The organism is Nocardia albiluteola (assembly GCF_018860155.1).
Taxonomy (GTDB): Bacteria; Actinomycetota; Actinomycetes; order Mycobacteriales; family Mycobacteriaceae; genus Nocardia; species Nocardia albiluteola.
On record NZ_JAHKNI010000020.1, the window covers coordinates 52,489 to 68,231 of the forward strand.

Here is a 15,743-nt window from a genome sequence, read left to right on the forward strand (position 1 = left end):
CAAGGAACGGAACGTCATGCAGGTTCAGCACTTTCCGATCGACCGCACATACAGCAACCAGCACAGCTGGCTGGCATTGGCTCCCGGCGGCCGCTTTGCCGACTATCCGATCCGCGCCGGTCTGACTCCGCTCGCCGTGCTCGGGCACGAGGTCGTCGCAGTGGAACTGCCGCCGGTCCGCAGCATCGTCGCGGCCCGCGTGCCGTGCGGCTCGGTCCGGCTCGCCGGACGACCGGCATTTCCGATCTACTCACCGATCGCCGGCATGATCACCATCCATAACGCCGAGGCGATCGCGAGGCCGGAATCGGTGGCCGAGGACTCATTTCACACCGGTTGGCTGTTCGCGGTGCTGCCGACACCCAGTTCCTCGACCAACGGGCTACTGACACGCAGGCAGTACCTCGAGGAAATCGGAGCGACAGTATGAGATCGTCCGTCCAGCGTATCGATTCGCCGCAGCGACCCCATACGACTCCGTTCAGGATTGTGGCTTCATGACCGTCAGCATCTTCGACCTGTTCTCGGTAGGCATCGGCCCCTCCAGCTCGCACACGGTCGGGCCGATGCGGGCCGCGGCTCGCTTCGTGTCCGACCTGGCCGGCAGTGGCACACTCGCGCGTGTCAGCGCGGTGCGGGTCGAATTGTTCGGCTCACTAGCGGCGACCGGAGCCGGGCACGGAACCATGGCCGCGATCCTGCTCGGCCTCGAGGGATACGCCCCCGAAACGATCGACAACGAGGAAATGGAAAGCCGCCTCGATGCGATGCGCCGCAGCGGGCGGATCGCTCTGGGCGGGATTCGCGACATCGCCCTGACCGAGGGCGACATGGTGTTGCGCCCGCTGACCGTGTTGCCGTTGCACCCCAACGCCATGACGATCACCGCGTATACCGACAAGCAGATCGCCGTCGACATCGAGACCTACTACTCGATCGGTGGCGGATTCGTCGTTACCGAATCCGAGACCGGGCGACCTCCCGAACGCCCCTGCCACAGCGAGTGGTCGTTCTCCTCGGCGAAGGAGTTGCTGGAGCTCACCGACCGCTCCGAATGCAGCATCGGTGAGATCATGCTGAACTTCGAACGCCAATTCCGTCCGGCCGCCGAGGTTTTCGATCGCCTCCTGCATATTCGCGACGTCATGGTCGACTGCGAGCGACGCGGAATCTCGCGCGAGGGCGACCTGCCCGGTGTGCTGCGGGTCCGTCGGCGAGCCCGGGAATGGTACCTGCGGCTGCACACCGAGGATCCGGATCGCGACCCGGCCTTCGCGGAGGACTGGGTGAATCTGGTCGCGCTGGCGGTGAACGAGGAGAACGCCGCGGGCGGCCGGATAGTCACAGCGCCGACCAACGGCGCCGCCGGCATCATCCCTGCTGTCCTTCACTACGCGGTGCACTACACACAGGCCGGGCGGACCGACCGCGACGATACCGCGATTCGTTTCCTGCTCACCGCGGGAGCGATCGGTTCGCTGTACAAGGAGCGAGCGTCGATCTCCGGCGCCGAGGTGGGATGCCAGGGCGAGGTCGGATCGGCCGCATCGATGGCGGCTGCGGGCCTGGCCGAAATCCTCGGCGGCACCCCGGCTCAGATCGAGAACGCCGCCGAGATCGCGATGGAACACAGCTTGGGGCTCACCTGCGATCCGGTCGAGGGGCTGGTGCAGATCCCGTGTATCGAGCGCAATGCCATCTCGGCCGGAAAGGCGATCAATGCGGCACGAATGGCACTGCGCGGCAACGGAATTCATCGAGTCAGTCTTGACCAGGTGATCGACACCATGCGGGCGACCGGACAGGACATGAGCTCGAAATACAAGGAAACCTCGATGGGCGGACTCGCGGTGAGTGTCCCGGTCAATTTCGTCGAATGCTGATCGCACCGCGCGCATCCCACTCCCCCGACCATCCGCGACCGCGATAGAGAGGCACACGTCGTGGCGACAGCGACATCGATCGACGGGAAGACGGTCAGCCGGCAGATCAAACGCCAACTGGCCGAACGGATCGCCCTGCTGCACGTGCAGGACATCCGGCCGGGCCTGGGCACCATTCTCGTGGGCGACGACCCGGGCAGCCACGCCTACGTCGCGGCCAAACACCGCGACTGCCGCGAGGTCGGCCTGCACTCCATCCAGCTGCGGCTGCCTGCCACCGCCGCTCAGGCCGATATCGAGGCCGCAGTGCTACAACTCAACACCGACAACGCCTGCACAGGATTCATCGTCCAACTGCCGCTGCCGCCGCACATCGATACCCATCGCGTTCTCGCTCTGATCGATCCGAACAAGGATGCCGATGGGCTGCATCCGACGAACCTCGGCCGGCTGGTCCTCGGTATGCGCGGTCCCCTGCCCTGCACGCCACGCGGCATCCTGGAGTTGCTGCGCCATTACGACGTGCCGATCACCGGTGCCCGGTTCTGCGTAATCGGCTGTGGCGTAACGGTCGGCCGGCCCCTGGGCCTGATGCTCACCCGCCGCAGCGAGCACGCCACGGTGACGCTGTGCCACGAGGCTACCGTCGACACCGCCGCCCATACGCGCGCCGCCGACGTCGTCATCGCCGCGGCCGGTGTGGCCCATCTGGTGCAACCCGACTGGATCAGCCCCGGCGCGACGGTCTTGTCGGTGGGCATCACCCGTACGGTCGAGGGCATCCTCGGCGATGTCCATCCCCACGTGGACCGCGTCGCCGGAAAGCTCAGCGGCGCCACCGGTGGTGTAGGCCCCATGACGCGAGCCATGCTGCTCGCGAACGTCGTCGAGATCGCCGAGGGGATCTCGGAATCCACCCCCTAGGAAAAGGAGAACAGTCATGCCTCAGCAAGTGCGAGGTGTCATCGCCCGCGCCAAGGGCGCTCCCGCCGAACTCACCATGATCACGATCCCTGATCCGGGTCCCGGCGAAGTCGTCGTCGCGGTATCGGCGTGCGGGATCTGTCACACCGACCTGACCTATCGAGAAGGCGGAATCACCGACGAGTTTCCGTTCCTGCTGGGCCACGAGGCCGCCGGTGTGGTCGAGTCGGTCGGAGAGAACGTGGACTCGGTCGCGGTCGGCGATTTCGTCGTCCTGAACTGGCGTGCCGTCTGCGGACAGTGCCGCGCCTGCAAACGCGGACGCCCGCAGTACTGCTTCGACACTCACAACGCCCGGCAGAAGATGACCCTCGCCGACGGCACCGAACTCACCCCCGCGCTGGGGATCGGCGCGCTAGCCGACAAGACGCTCGTGCACGCAGGGCAGTGCACCAAGGTGGACCCGTCGGCGGATCCAGCAGTGGTCGGACTGCTCGGATGCGGAGTCATGGCCGGTCTCGGCGCCGCAGTGAACACCGGCAATGTCGGCCGCGGAGATTCGGTCGCCGTGATCGGCTGCGGCGGCGTCGGTGACGCCGCGATCATGGGTGCTCGACTTGCCGGCGCGGGCACGATCATCGCGATCGACCGCGACGACACCAAACTGCAGTGGGCCCGCGAGCTCGGCGCCACACACACCGTCAACGGTGCGAATGTGGATGCGGTCGAGGCTGTGCGGGAATTGACCGGCGGCTTCGGCGCCGATGTCGTGATCGACGCGGTCGGGCGCCCGGAGACCTGGAAACAGGCCTTCTACGCCCGGGACCTGGCCGGCACCGTGGTGCTCGTGGGCGTGCCGACACCGGATATGACCCTCGAGATGCCGCTCATCGATTTCTTCTCCCGCGGCGGAGCCCTGAAGTCCTCGTGGTACGGGGACTGCCTGCCCGAACGGGATTTCCCCATGCTCGTGGACCTCTATCAGCAGGGACGTCTGCCCCTGAACCGGTTCGTCACCGAGCGGATAAAGCTCGACGAGGTGGAGCACGCCTTCCACACCATGCATGCCGGTGAGGTCCTGCGCTCGGTGGTGGTGCTGTGAGTGGTGGGTTGCGCATCGAACGAGTCGTCACCACGGGCACTTTCACCCTCGACGGCGGATCCTGGGATGTCGACAACAACATCTGGCTGATCGGCGACGATACCGACCTGGTGATCGTCGACGCGGCTCACCAGGTCGAGCCGATCATCGACGCCGTCGACGGACGCAACGTGACGGCCATCGTCTGCACGCACGGACACAACGATCACATCACCGTGGCCCCCGAGCTGGCCGGCCTGCTGGATGCTCCGGTGCTGCTGCACCCCGGCGACGACGTGCTGTGGAAGATGACCCATCCGGGCGAACGGTACCGGCGACTGGACGACGGCCAGCGAATCACCGTCGCCGGCACCGAGATCCAGGTGATCCACACGCCGGGCCATTCGCCCGGGTCGTCGTGCCTGTATATGCCAGAGGCCGGAGCCCTGTTCTCCGGCGACACGCTCTTCTCCGGCGGTCCGGGGGCGACCGGGCGCTCGTACTCCAGCTTCCCGACGATCATCGGCTCCATCCGGGACCGGCTGTTCGCCCTGCCCGAGGACACCCGGGTGCATACCGGACACGGTGATGCCACCACGATCGGCGACGAGGCACCACACCTGGCCGAATGGATCGCGCGCGGGCATTGAGATCGAAGGACACCCATGCCATGACCGACAGGTACACCTTCGACGAGGACGATGTCGTCGTCACGCACGAGAAGTCATATGCGGCGGGCTTGCCCGCGGTGCTGGTATCGCTGCGCCGAGGATGGGAGCAGATGGGACCGGTGCGTACTGCCCGGGCTCTGCTCGAGCTCAACCAGCGCAACGGTTTCGACTGCCCCGGCTGTGCCTGGCCGGAAACACCGGGACACCGCAAACACGCCGAGTTCTGCGAGAACGGCGCCAAAGCCGTAGCCGAGGAGGCCACCAAGCGCCGCGTGGGACCGGAATTCTTTGCCGCACACTCGATTTCGGAGCTTCTCGAGAAAACCGACTACTGGCTGGGCCAACAGGGCCGGCTCACGCACCCCATGGTGCTGCGGCCCGGCCGGACCCACTACGCACCGCTGTCGTGGGACGAGGCGTTCGCGCTCATTGCCGCCGAACTCCGTGGCCTGGATTCGCCGGACGAGGCTGTGTTCTACACATCCGGCCGGACATCGAACGAGGCAGCGTTCCTGTACCAGTTGATGATCCGCAGCTTCGGCACCAACAACATGCCGGACTGCTCGAACATGTGCCACGAATCCTCTGGTACCGCGCTGACCGAGACGATCGGCATCGGCAAAGGCTCGGTCTCGGTGCCGGACCTGGAATGCGCCGACCTGATCCTGATCGCCGGCCAGAACCCGGGCACCAACCACCCGCGCATGCTGTCCGTACTGGAGAAGGCAAAGGCCAACGGCGCCAGGATCATCGCGATCAATCCGCTGCCCGAGGCCGGGCTGCTGAGGTTCAAGGATCCGCAGAAGGTGCACGGGGTCCTCGGGTCGGGCGTCGCCATCGCGGACGATTTCCTGCAAATCCGCATCGGCGGCGATCAGGCGCTGTTCCAGGGACTCGCACGACTCGTGCTCGAAGCCGAGGACCGCGCCCCGGGCAGCATTCTCGACCGTGATTTCATCGACAGCGCGTGCGCGGGATTCGACGAGTACGCCGCACACATCCGGCAGGTAGACCTCGACACGGTCGTCGCGGCGACCGGGCTCACACTCGACCGAATCCACCGCACGGCCGAGGCGCTGATCGCCTCGCAGCGCACCATAATCTGCTGGGCCATGGGCCTGACCCAGCAGACCCACGGCGTCGCGACCATCCAGGACGCGGTGAACCTGCTGCTGATGCGCGGCATGATCGGCAAGCCCGGCGCCGGCGTCTGCCCGGTGCGCGGGCACTCGAACGTCCAGGGCGACCGCACCATGGGCATCTGGGAGAAGATGCCCGAATCCTTCCTCGCCGCGCTCGACACCGAGTTCGGCATCACCAGCCCCCGCAAACACGGCTGGGACGCGGTCGATTCCATCCGCGCGATGCGCGACGGCCGAGCCCACGTATTCATGGCAATGGGCGGCAATTTCGTGGCCGCGACCCCGGACACCGAAACCACCGAAGCGGCACTGCGGAACTGCTCTCTGACCGTCCAAGTGTCCACCAAACTGAACCGCAGCCACCTGGTACACGGGAGAACCGCCCTGATCCTGCCGTCCCTCGGGCGCACCGACAAAGACCTCCGAGGCGGGAAGAAACAGCAGGTCACCGTCGAGGACTCGATGTCGATGGTGCATCTGTCCCGTGGCGGCCTCGCGCCGGCGAGCGGGCATCTGCGCAGTGAGGTCGCCATCGTCTGTGGGTTGGCCCAGGCGTTGTTCGGACCGGATCATTCGGTGTCGTGGACGCGATTCGCCGACGACTACGACCTGATCCGGGACAGCATCGCGCGTGTGATCCCGGGCTTCAAGGATTTCAACGCCCGAGTCCGGCAACCTGACGGCTTCGAGTTGCCGCACCCGCCACGCGACGAGCGGCGGTTCGAAACAGTCACCGGCCGAGCGAATTTCACCGTCAATGCGGTGACGTGGCTGCCGGTCCCCGAGGGCCGGCTGATCCTGCAGACGATGCGCAGCCACGATCAATACAACACCACCGTGTACGGCCTGGACGATCGCTACCGAGGTGTGAAGGGCGGTCGGCGGGTGCTGTTCATCAACGCCACGGACCTCGTCGGCCTCGGCTACAACGCGGGCGACCGCGTCGACCTGGTGTCCGAGTGGTGCGCGCCGGACGGCAGTGTCGAAGAGCGGCGGGCGAAGGACTTCCGGCTCGTGCCGTACCCGACCCCGGTCGGCAACGTGGCCGCGTACTACCCCGAAACCAACCTGTTGGTCCCGCTCGATCATGTGGCGCGGGGGTCGAATACACCGGTGTCCAAGGCGATCACGATTCGATTGGAACGGCAATCCTGATGGGGCGAGTCACCAGACGGGCACAAGTCACACGGTTCGACCCGGCCCGAGCGCCTGGTGCGGCCCGGTTCGCCCTAGCAGGACGACTCGCGCTCGGGTAGGCACCGCCGCTCCCTTTCGTATAGTGATTTCATGGCCAGCGGCAACGGGGAGAGATCCTCCGACAATGGTGTGCAGTCCGTCGACCGCGCGTTGACTGTGCTGGAGATCCTTGCGCGCAAGGGGGAGGCCGGTGTCAGTGAGATCGCGGCCGAGATCGGCGTGCACAAGTCGACCGTGTCCCGCCTACTCGGATCGCTGGAGGACCACCAGATGGTGGCGCAAACATACGAGCGCGGGAAATACCGGCTGAGCCTGGGAATCCTGCGCTTGGCCGCGGCCGTCCCGGAGCGGCTCGAGGTCACCGAACAGGGGCACCTGGTCTGTGAACGGCTCGCCCAGCAGCTCGGCGAGACCGTCAACGTCGCGGTACTGCGGTCCCATTTCGCGGTGAATCTGGACCAGGCACGCGGCCCCGCGTCGATCGGCACGCACAACTGGATCGGCGAACCGACACCGATGCACGCCACATCCAGCGGCAAGATCCTGCTGGCCCACCTCGATCCGCAGGTACGCGCCGAGCTATTACGCGAGGCCGGACTGTCCCGATTCACCGACTACACCGTCACTTCGCGCGAGCACCTGGAGAAGCAGCTGGAGGACGCCCGTCGCGATGGGTTCGCGATGACCGTGGAGGAATACGAGATCGGCCTGAACGCCATCGCGGCACCGATCCGCAACTACGCCGGACACACCACCGCGGCACTGAGCGTATCCGGACCGATGTACCGATTCAGCGCGGACAGGATGCTGGCCGCGGCGCCCGATGTGGTCGCCGCGGCCGGTGAGATCAGCGAACGGATGGGATTCCGGGGGAGTCACCCGCCGATCCGTTGAGCCGATCGGATCAGCGGGAGATCTCCGCTCGCAACCAATCATGGAACGCGCCGATGTGATGCTCGCTCGGCACCAGCACACCGCCGTCACGGTACCGGCGTGAGTTCATCGCGGGCTGGCAGCGTTCACAGGCATCGAAGTCCTGCTGGTTCACCCGATGGAACAGTTCCACGGAACGATCGAGGTCCGTGCCCCGGTCCACCACCTGCGGCACATAGAGCCAGTCGCATTCGACAACGGTGTGATCGGCGGCCAGCGGGAACATCCGGTGGATGATCACATGGTCGGGCACCAGGTTGATGAACACCTGCGGGCGCACCGTGATCGCGTAGTACCGCCGGTCCTGTTCGGCGGCGATACTTGGGATCACGTCGTGTCCGGCACTTCCGTCGACCGTGAAACCCGCTATGTTCTCGCCGAATTCGGCGCCGTGCCCAACGTAGTACTGCGCGGCGTACCCGTCGGCGAATTCGGGCAGCACCTCGGTGAGCTCGGGATGGATTGTCGCGCAGTGGTAGCACTCCATGAAGTTCTCCACGATGAGCTTCCAGTTGGCCCGCACGTCGTAGGTGATCCGGCGACCGAGGCTCAGATCCGCCATGCCGTAGCGCTCGATCGATTCGACGTCACCGAGGCGGTCCCGCACGTCTTGGATCACCGTGGCGTCGAACGACGGGGGCTCCTGCGCCAGGCTCAGCCAGACGTAACCCAGCCACTCCCGCACCGCGACGCCCTGCAATCCGTAGCGGACCCGGTCGATGTCGGGCATCTTGGTCAAATTCGGTGCGGCGACGAGCTTTCCGTCCAGATCGTAGGTCCAGGCGTGGTACGGACACTGGAATGCGCGCTTGACCTCACCGGACTCCGCGGTGCACAGCTGCGCACCCCGATGGGAGCAGACGTTCAGGAAGGCGCGGATCTCTCCCGAGCGCGACCGGCTCACGATGACATTCTCCCGCCCGATCTGAACGGTCCGGAATGCACCGGGCTTGTCCAGGTCTGCGGCACGCACCGCACAGAACCACATCTGCTCGAAGAGCTTCTCCTGCTCGAGCGTGAAGATGTCGGCGTCGGTGTAGAAATGTCCGGGCAGCGTCGACTTCAGGCTCTCCGGCAGACTTGTCGTAGTCGTCACTGGGGGCTCCTCTTGTTGCATTCGGGATCACGGCTGGAGAAGTAGTTCGAAGGACCGTCAGGACGGCGCCGGCACCGCGGACAGCTGGCGGCGCCATCGGGTGAACAGCCGAACCTGATCGACACCGAGCACCGCGACCGGGTGTCCGGCGCGCCGGTAGACCGCCAGGAAGCTGCTCCGGCCGGGATCACCTGCCTCCACGGTGGGTTCGTCGCCGGACTGCGCGATGCCGGCGAATTGGATCCGCGAGCCGTACTGGTCGGACCAGAAGTAGGGCGGCTTGACCGGCGTGCCCTGGTAGTGCCCGCCCGCGAGCAGTGTCGACACCGCGATCGCCGGCCGTTCCGAGGCCCCGGTCCAGTGCTCGACCCGGTGATGGGTGCCGGTCACCGGGTCGAGCCAGGCCGCGCAGTCGCCGACGGCGACCACGTGCGGGATATCGGTGGCGCCGCCCAGGTCGCACAGCACACCGTTGCCCAGTTCGAGTCCGCTGGCCTGCAGCCATTCGATGTTCGGGACACCGCCGATGCCGACCACCACAACATCGGCGGGCAGATACCGCCCATCGGCCAGCTCGACTCCGGTCACCCGGTCGCCGCCGGTCACCCCGACGACACCGACACCACAGTGCAACACAGTTCCATTGTCGGCATGAAGATTCGCCACCACAGCCCCCAGTTCCGGACCGAGCGGCCCGGCCAGCGGTGTCGGCGCGGCCTCGACGATGCTGACCTCGAGGCCGAGCCTGCGCGCGGTGGAGGCCACCTCACCGCCGATGAATCCAGCACCGATCACCACCAGTCGCGCCCCTGGCCGCAGTTCCCCGCGCAGCCGCACCGCGTCCTCGATTGTGCGCAGCACATGCACGCCGCTGAGGTTCTCGGTCCCTGGCCACCGCCGTGCCCGCGAGCCGGTCGCGAGGACGAAGCCATCGGCATAGACCCGGGACCCGTCGCTCAACCCGACACTGCGAGAATCCGGATCCAGGTCTGTCGCCGCCACACCGAGCAGCCAGTCGGCCTGGAGGTCTTCGTCGTCGGCCTCGAGCGCCAGATCGTCCGCGCCGATGTCGCCGGCCAGGAATTGCTTGGACAGCGGCGGCCGATCGTAGGGCCGGCGGTGCTCTGCGCCCACGATCGTGAGTTCACCGGTGAACCCCTGGGCGCGCAACGCACGCGCGGCGGACAGTCCGGCCAGCGACGCTCCGATGACAGCGACGCTTCTCACGAGGCGTCCTCCGTGGCCAGGCGACCGCGAATATCCGGGGGCAGGTTCGGGACCTCGGTGCTGAGGTCGACATGGATCGTCCCGTTCCGGATCTCGACGCGGTGGGTGCGCACGGGAAGCTTGGCCGGCGGTGCGTCCACCGCGCCGGTCCGCAGGTCGAATTTCGATGCGTGCAGCGGACATTCGACCTCACATCCCTCGACCCAGCCGTCCGCCAGCGACGCATCCTGATGTGTGCAGGTGTCGTCGACGGCGAAGACCTCACCGTCTTCGGTGTGGAACACGGCAATCGGAGGGCTGGTGTCGACGCGACGCGCCTCGCCGCGGGGTAACGAGGCCAGAGGACAGATCGCCAGCATGTCGAACCCTAACTGTAGCGCTATACGAAACACGACTTGATTTACGCAACAGTGTGAGGGCGGCCACACAAACCTGTCAAGAGTGAACGAAGCCATGCGTAGCGGTGCAATCAACACGTAATCGGGTGCGGTCCGTGCTGAGCCGCCGATCCGAGGCCGGGCCCAGGCAGGCCCGCCGCACGGATTGCCAGGTGCTTGCACTGTCGCTCCGGGTAGCCTGAACCCCGTAGTCCGAACTACACCGAAAGATTTGCGCTCGGAGCACCGATGTCGAGGATTTGGTCGGGCACATCGAGTTCGTGTCGGGTACACCGTGCGGCGTCGATGTCACCGGAATCGTTGGAGCGCGGGCCGTGGTGACGAGTTTCGACCCTTCCGCCACGCAGCCCGATCTCTACGCCGACTGCGCCACGGAACTGGCAGAAGCAGGTTTCGATTGCGTCCAGCAGATTGGCCACGGCGGTTTCGGCGTGGTCTATCGCTGCCGCGAGCCGGCGCTGGGGCGGACCATCGCGATCAAGGTCCTGTCCGCCGGACTCGACCGCGACAACCGCGAACGCTTCATGCGTGAGGAATACGTGATGGGCGTGCTGTCCGGGCACCCGCACATCATGACCGTCCTGCAGGTCGGCGTGACATCCCGCGGCCGGCCCTACATCGTGATGCCCTACTGCCCACTCGGTTCACTCGAGTCCCAGATTCGCCGGAACGGGCCCAGCGATTGGGCCTGGGCGCTGCGGGTAGGGGTAAAGCTTGCCGGCGCACTGGAGACCGCGCATCGATCCGGCATCGTGCACCGCGACGTCAAGCCGGCGAATGTCCTGCTGACCGACTATGGCGAGCCGCAGCTCACCGACTTCGGAATCGCCCGGATCACCGGCGGTTTCGAAACCACCGCGAACACGATCGCCGGATCGCTGGCGTTCACCGCACCGGAAGTCCTCGTGGGCGACTCCCCCACCGTCGCCTCGGACATCTACAGCCTCGGCGCCACGCTGTTCTGCCTGCTCAACGGCCATGCCGCATTCGAACGAAAACGCGGCGAGGAGGTGGTCGCCCAGTTCCTGCGGATCACCACCGAGAAACTGCCGGATCTGCGGCTCGAGGGGATACCGGAGGACGTGTGCGCCCTCGTCGAGCACGCGATGTCCCGTCGACCCGACGAACGCCCCGCCACCGCGGCCGAATTCGGCGAGCAGCTGCGCGAGACCGAACGCCGGCACGAAATGTCCGTCGACGACATGGCGTTGCTCGACCACGCCTCCGCCCGTGCGCCTGTTCCGACCGCCGACTTGCCGGACTTCCGCGACGTCGGCTCGGCCGCGGTCTCGAAACCGCCCTCCACTCGCCGCCGGCGACTGCCGATCCAAGTGACCAGCTTCATCGGTCGCGATCGCGACCTCGCCCGGGGCGAGACACTGCTCGACACCGCGCACCTGGTGACGCTGACCGGACCCGGCGGCGTCGGCAAGACCCGGATGGCCGTGGAACTGGCCGCCCGGTTCGAGCGCAGATGGAGCGGTCGGGTGTGGTTCGTCGAGCTCGGGTCGGTACCGGATCCGAAGCTGTTCCTGGACAAGGTGATCGGCGACCTGGGCATGGCCGACCAGGCCGTGTCGGCCGCGGATCCGGTTCATTCCCTCGTGATGCGCATCGCCGAAAAGCTGGGCGACCAGGCCGGGCTGATCCTCGTGGACAACTGCGAACACCTGATCGACGAGTGTGTGCCATTGTTCGAAGATCTGCTGCACACGGTCGCCGGACTCCGGCTGCTCGTGACGAGCAGGCAGGTGCTGGGAATCGTCGGCGAGCACATCTATTCGGTCCCGCCGCTGAGCCTGCCGAGTAGCGACCACCCAGGTGACAGCGATCCGGCGGACTACACCTCATGGGATGCGCTGCACCTGTTCGTCGACCGCGCCCGTGCGGTGGTGCCGGGATTCACGGTCGCGCCTGATCAATGGCCCGACATCGCGCGGCTGTGTATCCAGCTCGATGGGATTCCACTGGCGATCGAGCTGGCCGCCGCCCGGTTGCGCGCGTTCGGCGTCTCCGAGATCCTGCAGTTCGTCAACGACCGGTTCCAGCTCCTCGCCGCCGGTAACCGCGGGGCGGATCCCCGCCATCACACCCTTCGGGCGCTGGTGGAATGGAGCTACCGGCTGCTCAGCCCCCTGGAACAGGACGTGTGGACCACCACCGCACTGTTCTCCGGCTCGTTCACCGCCGACGCGGCTACCGAGGTATGCAACCGGCCGGCCACGGAGACCCTGCTCTGTCTTGCGTCCCTCGTGGACAAATCCATGCTGGTCAGTACATCCGAGCACGGCGCACGTCGTTATCGCATACTGATCACCCTGCGGGATTACGGACGGCAGCGCCTGGCCGACGCGCCCGATCGGAACGACCGCATCGACCGCTACATCCGCAGATACGAGCGGATGGCCGAGGAGTTCCGGGGCAACTGGTTCGGACCCCGGCAGATTCCGGCATACCGCGCCGTGGCCCGCGAGCGGGAGAACATTCGCGCCGCGCTGAACTACACCCAGCGGGACGGTGAGATGTCCGCGGCCGGCACTCGGATCGCTACATCCCTGTTCTTCTTCTGGTTCGCCGACTGCGGCCTCTCGGAGGCACGCCGTTGGCTTACCTCGGCAATGCAGAGCACACGCATCGACAATGGCGTCCTCACTCGGGCGCTGTGGGGTTCCGCGATTCTGGCGATGCTCCAGAACGACCCGGGCACAGCCGCCGACCATGCCCGGCGCGCACGGGATCTGGCCGCGCAACGCGACGATCCGGTCGATCGGGGGTATGCCGCATACGCGCTCGGTCTCATCGCGATCTGTGCCGGTGACACCGTCGCCGCCGCTACCGAGTATCAGCAGGCGTTGCGATATCAGCGCTCGGCCGAGAACGCCCAGGGCATTGCCGTCACCGTCGCCGGGCTGCTGTCGAGCCTGCCGTCACCGGACGACGCGGCGCAAGACCGACTGTGGCGGGAGGCCGTCGCGATCTGTACCGATGCCGGCGAGAAGTGGACCCTGGCGTATCTGACCTACGCACGGGGGCACATCGCCTATCTCGCGGGCGACCTCGATCTGGCACTGCGCTGCGAGGGCGATTGCCTCCACCTCACCATGGCCTTCTCCGATCGCATCCTGGTGGCGTGGGCACTGGAACTGACGTCCTGGATCGTCGCGCACCATGACGACTTCGCACTGGCCGCCCAGCTGATGGGGGCCGCCCGCGCCGGCTGGGCGTCCGGTGAGGCGACGATGCTCGGATACGCGAACTTCGCCAACGAGCATGCCGAGATGGACCGCTGCATACGTATCGCCCTCGGTGACCGGCGCACCAACGAACTCGGGACAACCGGTGGACGAAGACCACTGGCCGACATCGTAGCCGAGGTCTTCGACATCCCGACAGAACACGGACAGCCGGTAGGACCGTTTCCGCCAGACGACCGCTCATGATTGGGATACTAGACAATGGGAAATTGATATATTAGCCGTCCATCGGGCACTTGAAAAGTGCATTCATCGAGGTCAGGGCACACATCCAGGATGCGAAAGAGGGTCGACGAACCGCTCGCGCGACCCCTACAGGCACTTGACACGATGGCAAACACCCTCCATTCTGTTGCCTGTCAAGCTTTTAAGTGCGTGATGCGCAACACTTCAGAGTGTTGGTGTGACGCACATCGCTCAGCCCGGTGATCGGGCGGAAGGCTGCTCCGATGCCAGAGCACTCGAACCTCCTCATCGCCGGCGTATGGCGCCCGGCAAGCGACGGCGCACGGCGCGAGATACGCTGCCCTGCCGACGGGCGATTCGTCACGGCGGCAGCCGAGGCAACGACCGAGGACACATTTTCGGCGATCGCGGCCGCGCGCGCGGCCTTCGATCACGGCCCATGGCCGCACACTTCGGAACGCGAACGCGCGGATGTGTTGCGGCGCACCGCAGATCTGATCGAACGCGACCGCGATCGGTTCGCCCGGGCCGAGGCACTCGACACCGGAAAGCGGTTGGTCGAGGCCGAATACGACATGGACGACGTGGTCGCCTGCCTGCGCTATTTCGCTGGCATCGGTGGCACCGACGGTGGGCGTGTGGTCGATACGGGACGACCGGATGCGATCGGTCGCCTCGTGTACGAGCCGATCGGAGTATGCGGGCTGATCACCCCCTGGAACTACCCTTTGCTGCAGGCGATATGGAAGATCGCACCGGCACTGCTGGCTGGGAACACCGTCATCCTCAAACCGAGCGAGCTCACACCTTCCACCGCAGTGCTGCTCATGCGCGTGCTCGGCGAGGCCGGACTGCCGGTCGGCGTTGCCAACCTGGTGCTGGGGGCGGGCCCCGTCGTCGGTGCTCCCCTGGCGGCGCATCCCGATGTGGACATGGTGTCGTTCACCGGCGGGCTCGCCTCGGGTACCCGGGTGATGGCCGCGGCGGCGGCGACGGTTAAGCGGGTGGCACTCGAACTCGGTGGGAAGAATCCCAATGTCGTCTTCGCCGACGCGGACTTCGAGACCGCGGTCGACCATGCGCTCACCGCGGTCTTTCTGCATTCGGGCCAGGTCTGCTCGGCAGGGGCGCGGTTGATCGTCGAAGAGTCCCTACACGATCGGTTCGTCGACGAGATCGTGCGGCGTGCCGAGCGAATCGCCCTGGGCGGACCGTTCGATCCCGATGCCGGGACCGGACCGCTGATCTCGGCCGCACATCGGGACAGGGTCGAGGCCTATGTCGCGGCAGGACTGGCCGAGGGGGCGGTGTTGCGCTGCGGTGGCCGGCGCCCCGAGCAACCCCACCTGCAGGACGGCTACTTCTACCTCCCGACCGTCCTGGACCGCTGCCTGCCGAAAATGTCGGTGACACAGCAGGAATCGTTCGGTCCGGTGCTCACCGTGGAGACCTTCACCGACGAGGACGACGCCGTGACCATCGCGAACGACACGGTGTACGGACTGGCCGGTGCGGTCTGGACGCAGGACGCGGGTAAAGCGCAGCGGGTAGCAGGACGGCTGCGCCACGGAACCGTATGGATCAACGACTACCACCCCTATGTACCGCAGGCCGAGTGGGGCGGCATGAAGCGTTCCGGCAACGGCCGCGAACTCGGTCGAGCCGGTCTCGACGAATACCGCGAGATCAAACACATCTGGCAGAACATCGACCCCCGGCCGCAGCGGTGGTTCCGGCAATGACGCGCATCA

At 66.3% G+C, this 15,743-nt stretch carries 12 protein-coding genes; 9 read left to right on the top strand and 3 right to left on the bottom strand.

Annotation, left to right across the window (positions count from 1 at the left end):
• Nucleotides 1-16 precede the first annotated feature (16 nt).
• The 7 genes from KO481_RS37850 to KO481_RS37880 all read left to right on the top strand — a co-directional run bounded on the left by KO481_RS37850 (nt 17) and on the right by KO481_RS37880 (nt 7,792).
• The gene (locus KO481_RS37850; protein WP_215923362.1) at nt 17-430 is read left to right on the top strand and encodes a glycine cleavage system protein H; all 414 of its coding nucleotides are present in this window, start codon (nt 17-19) and stop codon (nt 428-430) included.
• Between the two features lie 67 nt (nt 431-497).
• A complete protein-coding gene (locus tag KO481_RS37855; RefSeq protein ID WP_215923363.1) occupies nt 498-1,883 on the top strand; it encodes an L-serine ammonia-lyase in 1,386 nt (461 codons plus the stop codon).
• Between the two features lie 60 nt (nt 1,884-1,943).
• Nucleotides 1,944-2,807, top strand: a complete 864-nt coding sequence (locus KO481_RS37860) for a bifunctional methylenetetrahydrofolate dehydrogenase/methenyltetrahydrofolate cyclohydrolase (protein WP_215923364.1) — start codon at nt 1,944-1,946, stop codon at nt 2,805-2,807.
• Between the two features lie 16 nt (nt 2,808-2,823).
• Nucleotides 2,824-3,909, top strand: coding sequence for an S-(hydroxymethyl)mycothiol dehydrogenase (locus KO481_RS37865; protein WP_215923365.1), 1,086 nt, complete (start codon nt 2,824-2,826; stop codon nt 3,907-3,909).
• Complete coding sequence (locus tag KO481_RS37870) at nt 3,906-4,538, top strand: MBL fold metallo-hydrolase (protein WP_215923366.1); 633 nt, start codon at nt 3,906-3,908, stop codon at nt 4,536-4,538. Before KO481_RS37865 ends, KO481_RS37870 begins: the two co-directional genes overlap by 4 nt.
• A 20-nt stretch (nt 4,539-4,558) precedes the next feature.
• A complete protein-coding gene (locus tag KO481_RS37875; RefSeq protein WP_215923367.1) occupies nt 4,559-6,856 on the top strand; it encodes an FdhF/YdeP family oxidoreductase in 2,298 nt (765 codons plus the stop codon).
• A 132-nt stretch (nt 6,857-6,988) separates the two neighbouring features.
• On the top strand, nt 6,989-7,792 hold the full coding sequence (locus KO481_RS37880) for an IclR family transcriptional regulator (protein WP_215923368.1): 804 nt from the start codon (nt 6,989-6,991) through the stop codon (nt 7,790-7,792).
• A gap of 10 nt (nt 7,793-7,802) precedes the next feature.
• Here the strand turns inward: KO481_RS37880 and KO481_RS37885 are convergent, their stop codons facing one another.
• Genes KO481_RS37885 through KO481_RS37895 form a run of 3 tightly spaced genes read right to left on the bottom strand, consistent with a single transcriptional unit; the run spans nt 7,803 to nt 10,513 of the window.
• Nucleotides 7,803-8,948, bottom strand: a complete 1,146-nt coding sequence (locus KO481_RS37885) for an aromatic ring-hydroxylating oxygenase subunit alpha (RefSeq protein WP_215923369.1) — start codon at nt 8,946-8,948, stop codon at nt 7,803-7,805.
• A gap of 36 nt (nt 8,949-8,984) precedes the next feature.
• Nucleotides 8,985-10,154: an NAD(P)/FAD-dependent oxidoreductase gene (locus KO481_RS37890; RefSeq protein WP_215923370.1), complete on the bottom strand. Its 1,170-nt coding sequence runs from the start codon at nt 10,152-10,154 to the stop codon at nt 8,985-8,987.
• The gene (locus KO481_RS37895; RefSeq protein WP_215923371.1) at nt 10,151-10,513 is read right to left on the bottom strand and encodes a bifunctional 3-phenylpropionate/cinnamic acid dioxygenase ferredoxin subunit; all 363 of its coding nucleotides are present in this window, start codon (nt 10,511-10,513) and stop codon (nt 10,151-10,153) included. Before KO481_RS37895 ends, KO481_RS37890 begins: the two co-directional genes overlap by 4 nt.
• A 356-nt stretch (nt 10,514-10,869) precedes the next feature.
• Between KO481_RS37895 and KO481_RS37900 the strand changes: the two genes are divergently transcribed.
• A complete protein-coding gene (locus KO481_RS37900; protein WP_215923372.1) occupies nt 10,870-13,992 on the top strand; it encodes a protein kinase domain-containing protein in 3,123 nt (1,040 codons plus the stop codon).
• A gap of 263 nt (nt 13,993-14,255) precedes the next feature.
• Nucleotides 14,256-15,734: an aldehyde dehydrogenase family protein gene (locus KO481_RS37905; RefSeq protein ID WP_215923373.1), complete on the top strand. Its 1,479-nt coding sequence runs from the start codon at nt 14,256-14,258 to the stop codon at nt 15,732-15,734.
• Nucleotides 15,735-15,743 lie beyond the last annotated feature (9 nt).

Excerpts from the sequence above, each read along its gene's own strand:
- KO481_RS37850 (WP_215923362.1), top strand. The coding sequence starts at position 17 with ATGCAGGTTCAGCACTTTCCGATCGACCGCACATACAGCAACCAGCAC.
- KO481_RS37855 (WP_215923363.1), top strand. The coding sequence starts at position 498 with ATGACCGTCAGCATCTTCGACCTGTTCTCGGTAGGCATCGGCCCCTCC.
- KO481_RS37865 (WP_215923365.1), top strand. The coding sequence starts at position 2,824 with ATGCCTCAGCAAGTGCGAGGTGTCATCGCCCGCGCCAAGGGCGCTCCC.
- KO481_RS37875 (WP_215923367.1), top strand. The coding sequence starts at position 4,559 with ATGACCGACAGGTACACCTTCGACGAGGACGATGTCGTCGTCACGCAC.
- KO481_RS37880 (WP_215923368.1), top strand. The coding sequence starts at position 6,989 with ATGGCCAGCGGCAACGGGGAGAGATCCTCCGACAATGGTGTGCAGTCC.
- KO481_RS37885 (WP_215923369.1), bottom strand. The coding sequence starts at position 8,948 with ATGCAACAAGAGGAGCCCCCAGTGACGACTACGACAAGTCTGCCGGAG.
- KO481_RS37895 (WP_215923371.1), bottom strand. The coding sequence starts at position 10,513 with ATGCTGGCGATCTGTCCTCTGGCCTCGTTACCCCGCGGCGAGGCGCGT.
- KO481_RS37905 (WP_215923373.1), top strand. The coding sequence starts at position 14,256 with ATGCCAGAGCACTCGAACCTCCTCATCGCCGGCGTATGGCGCCCGGCA.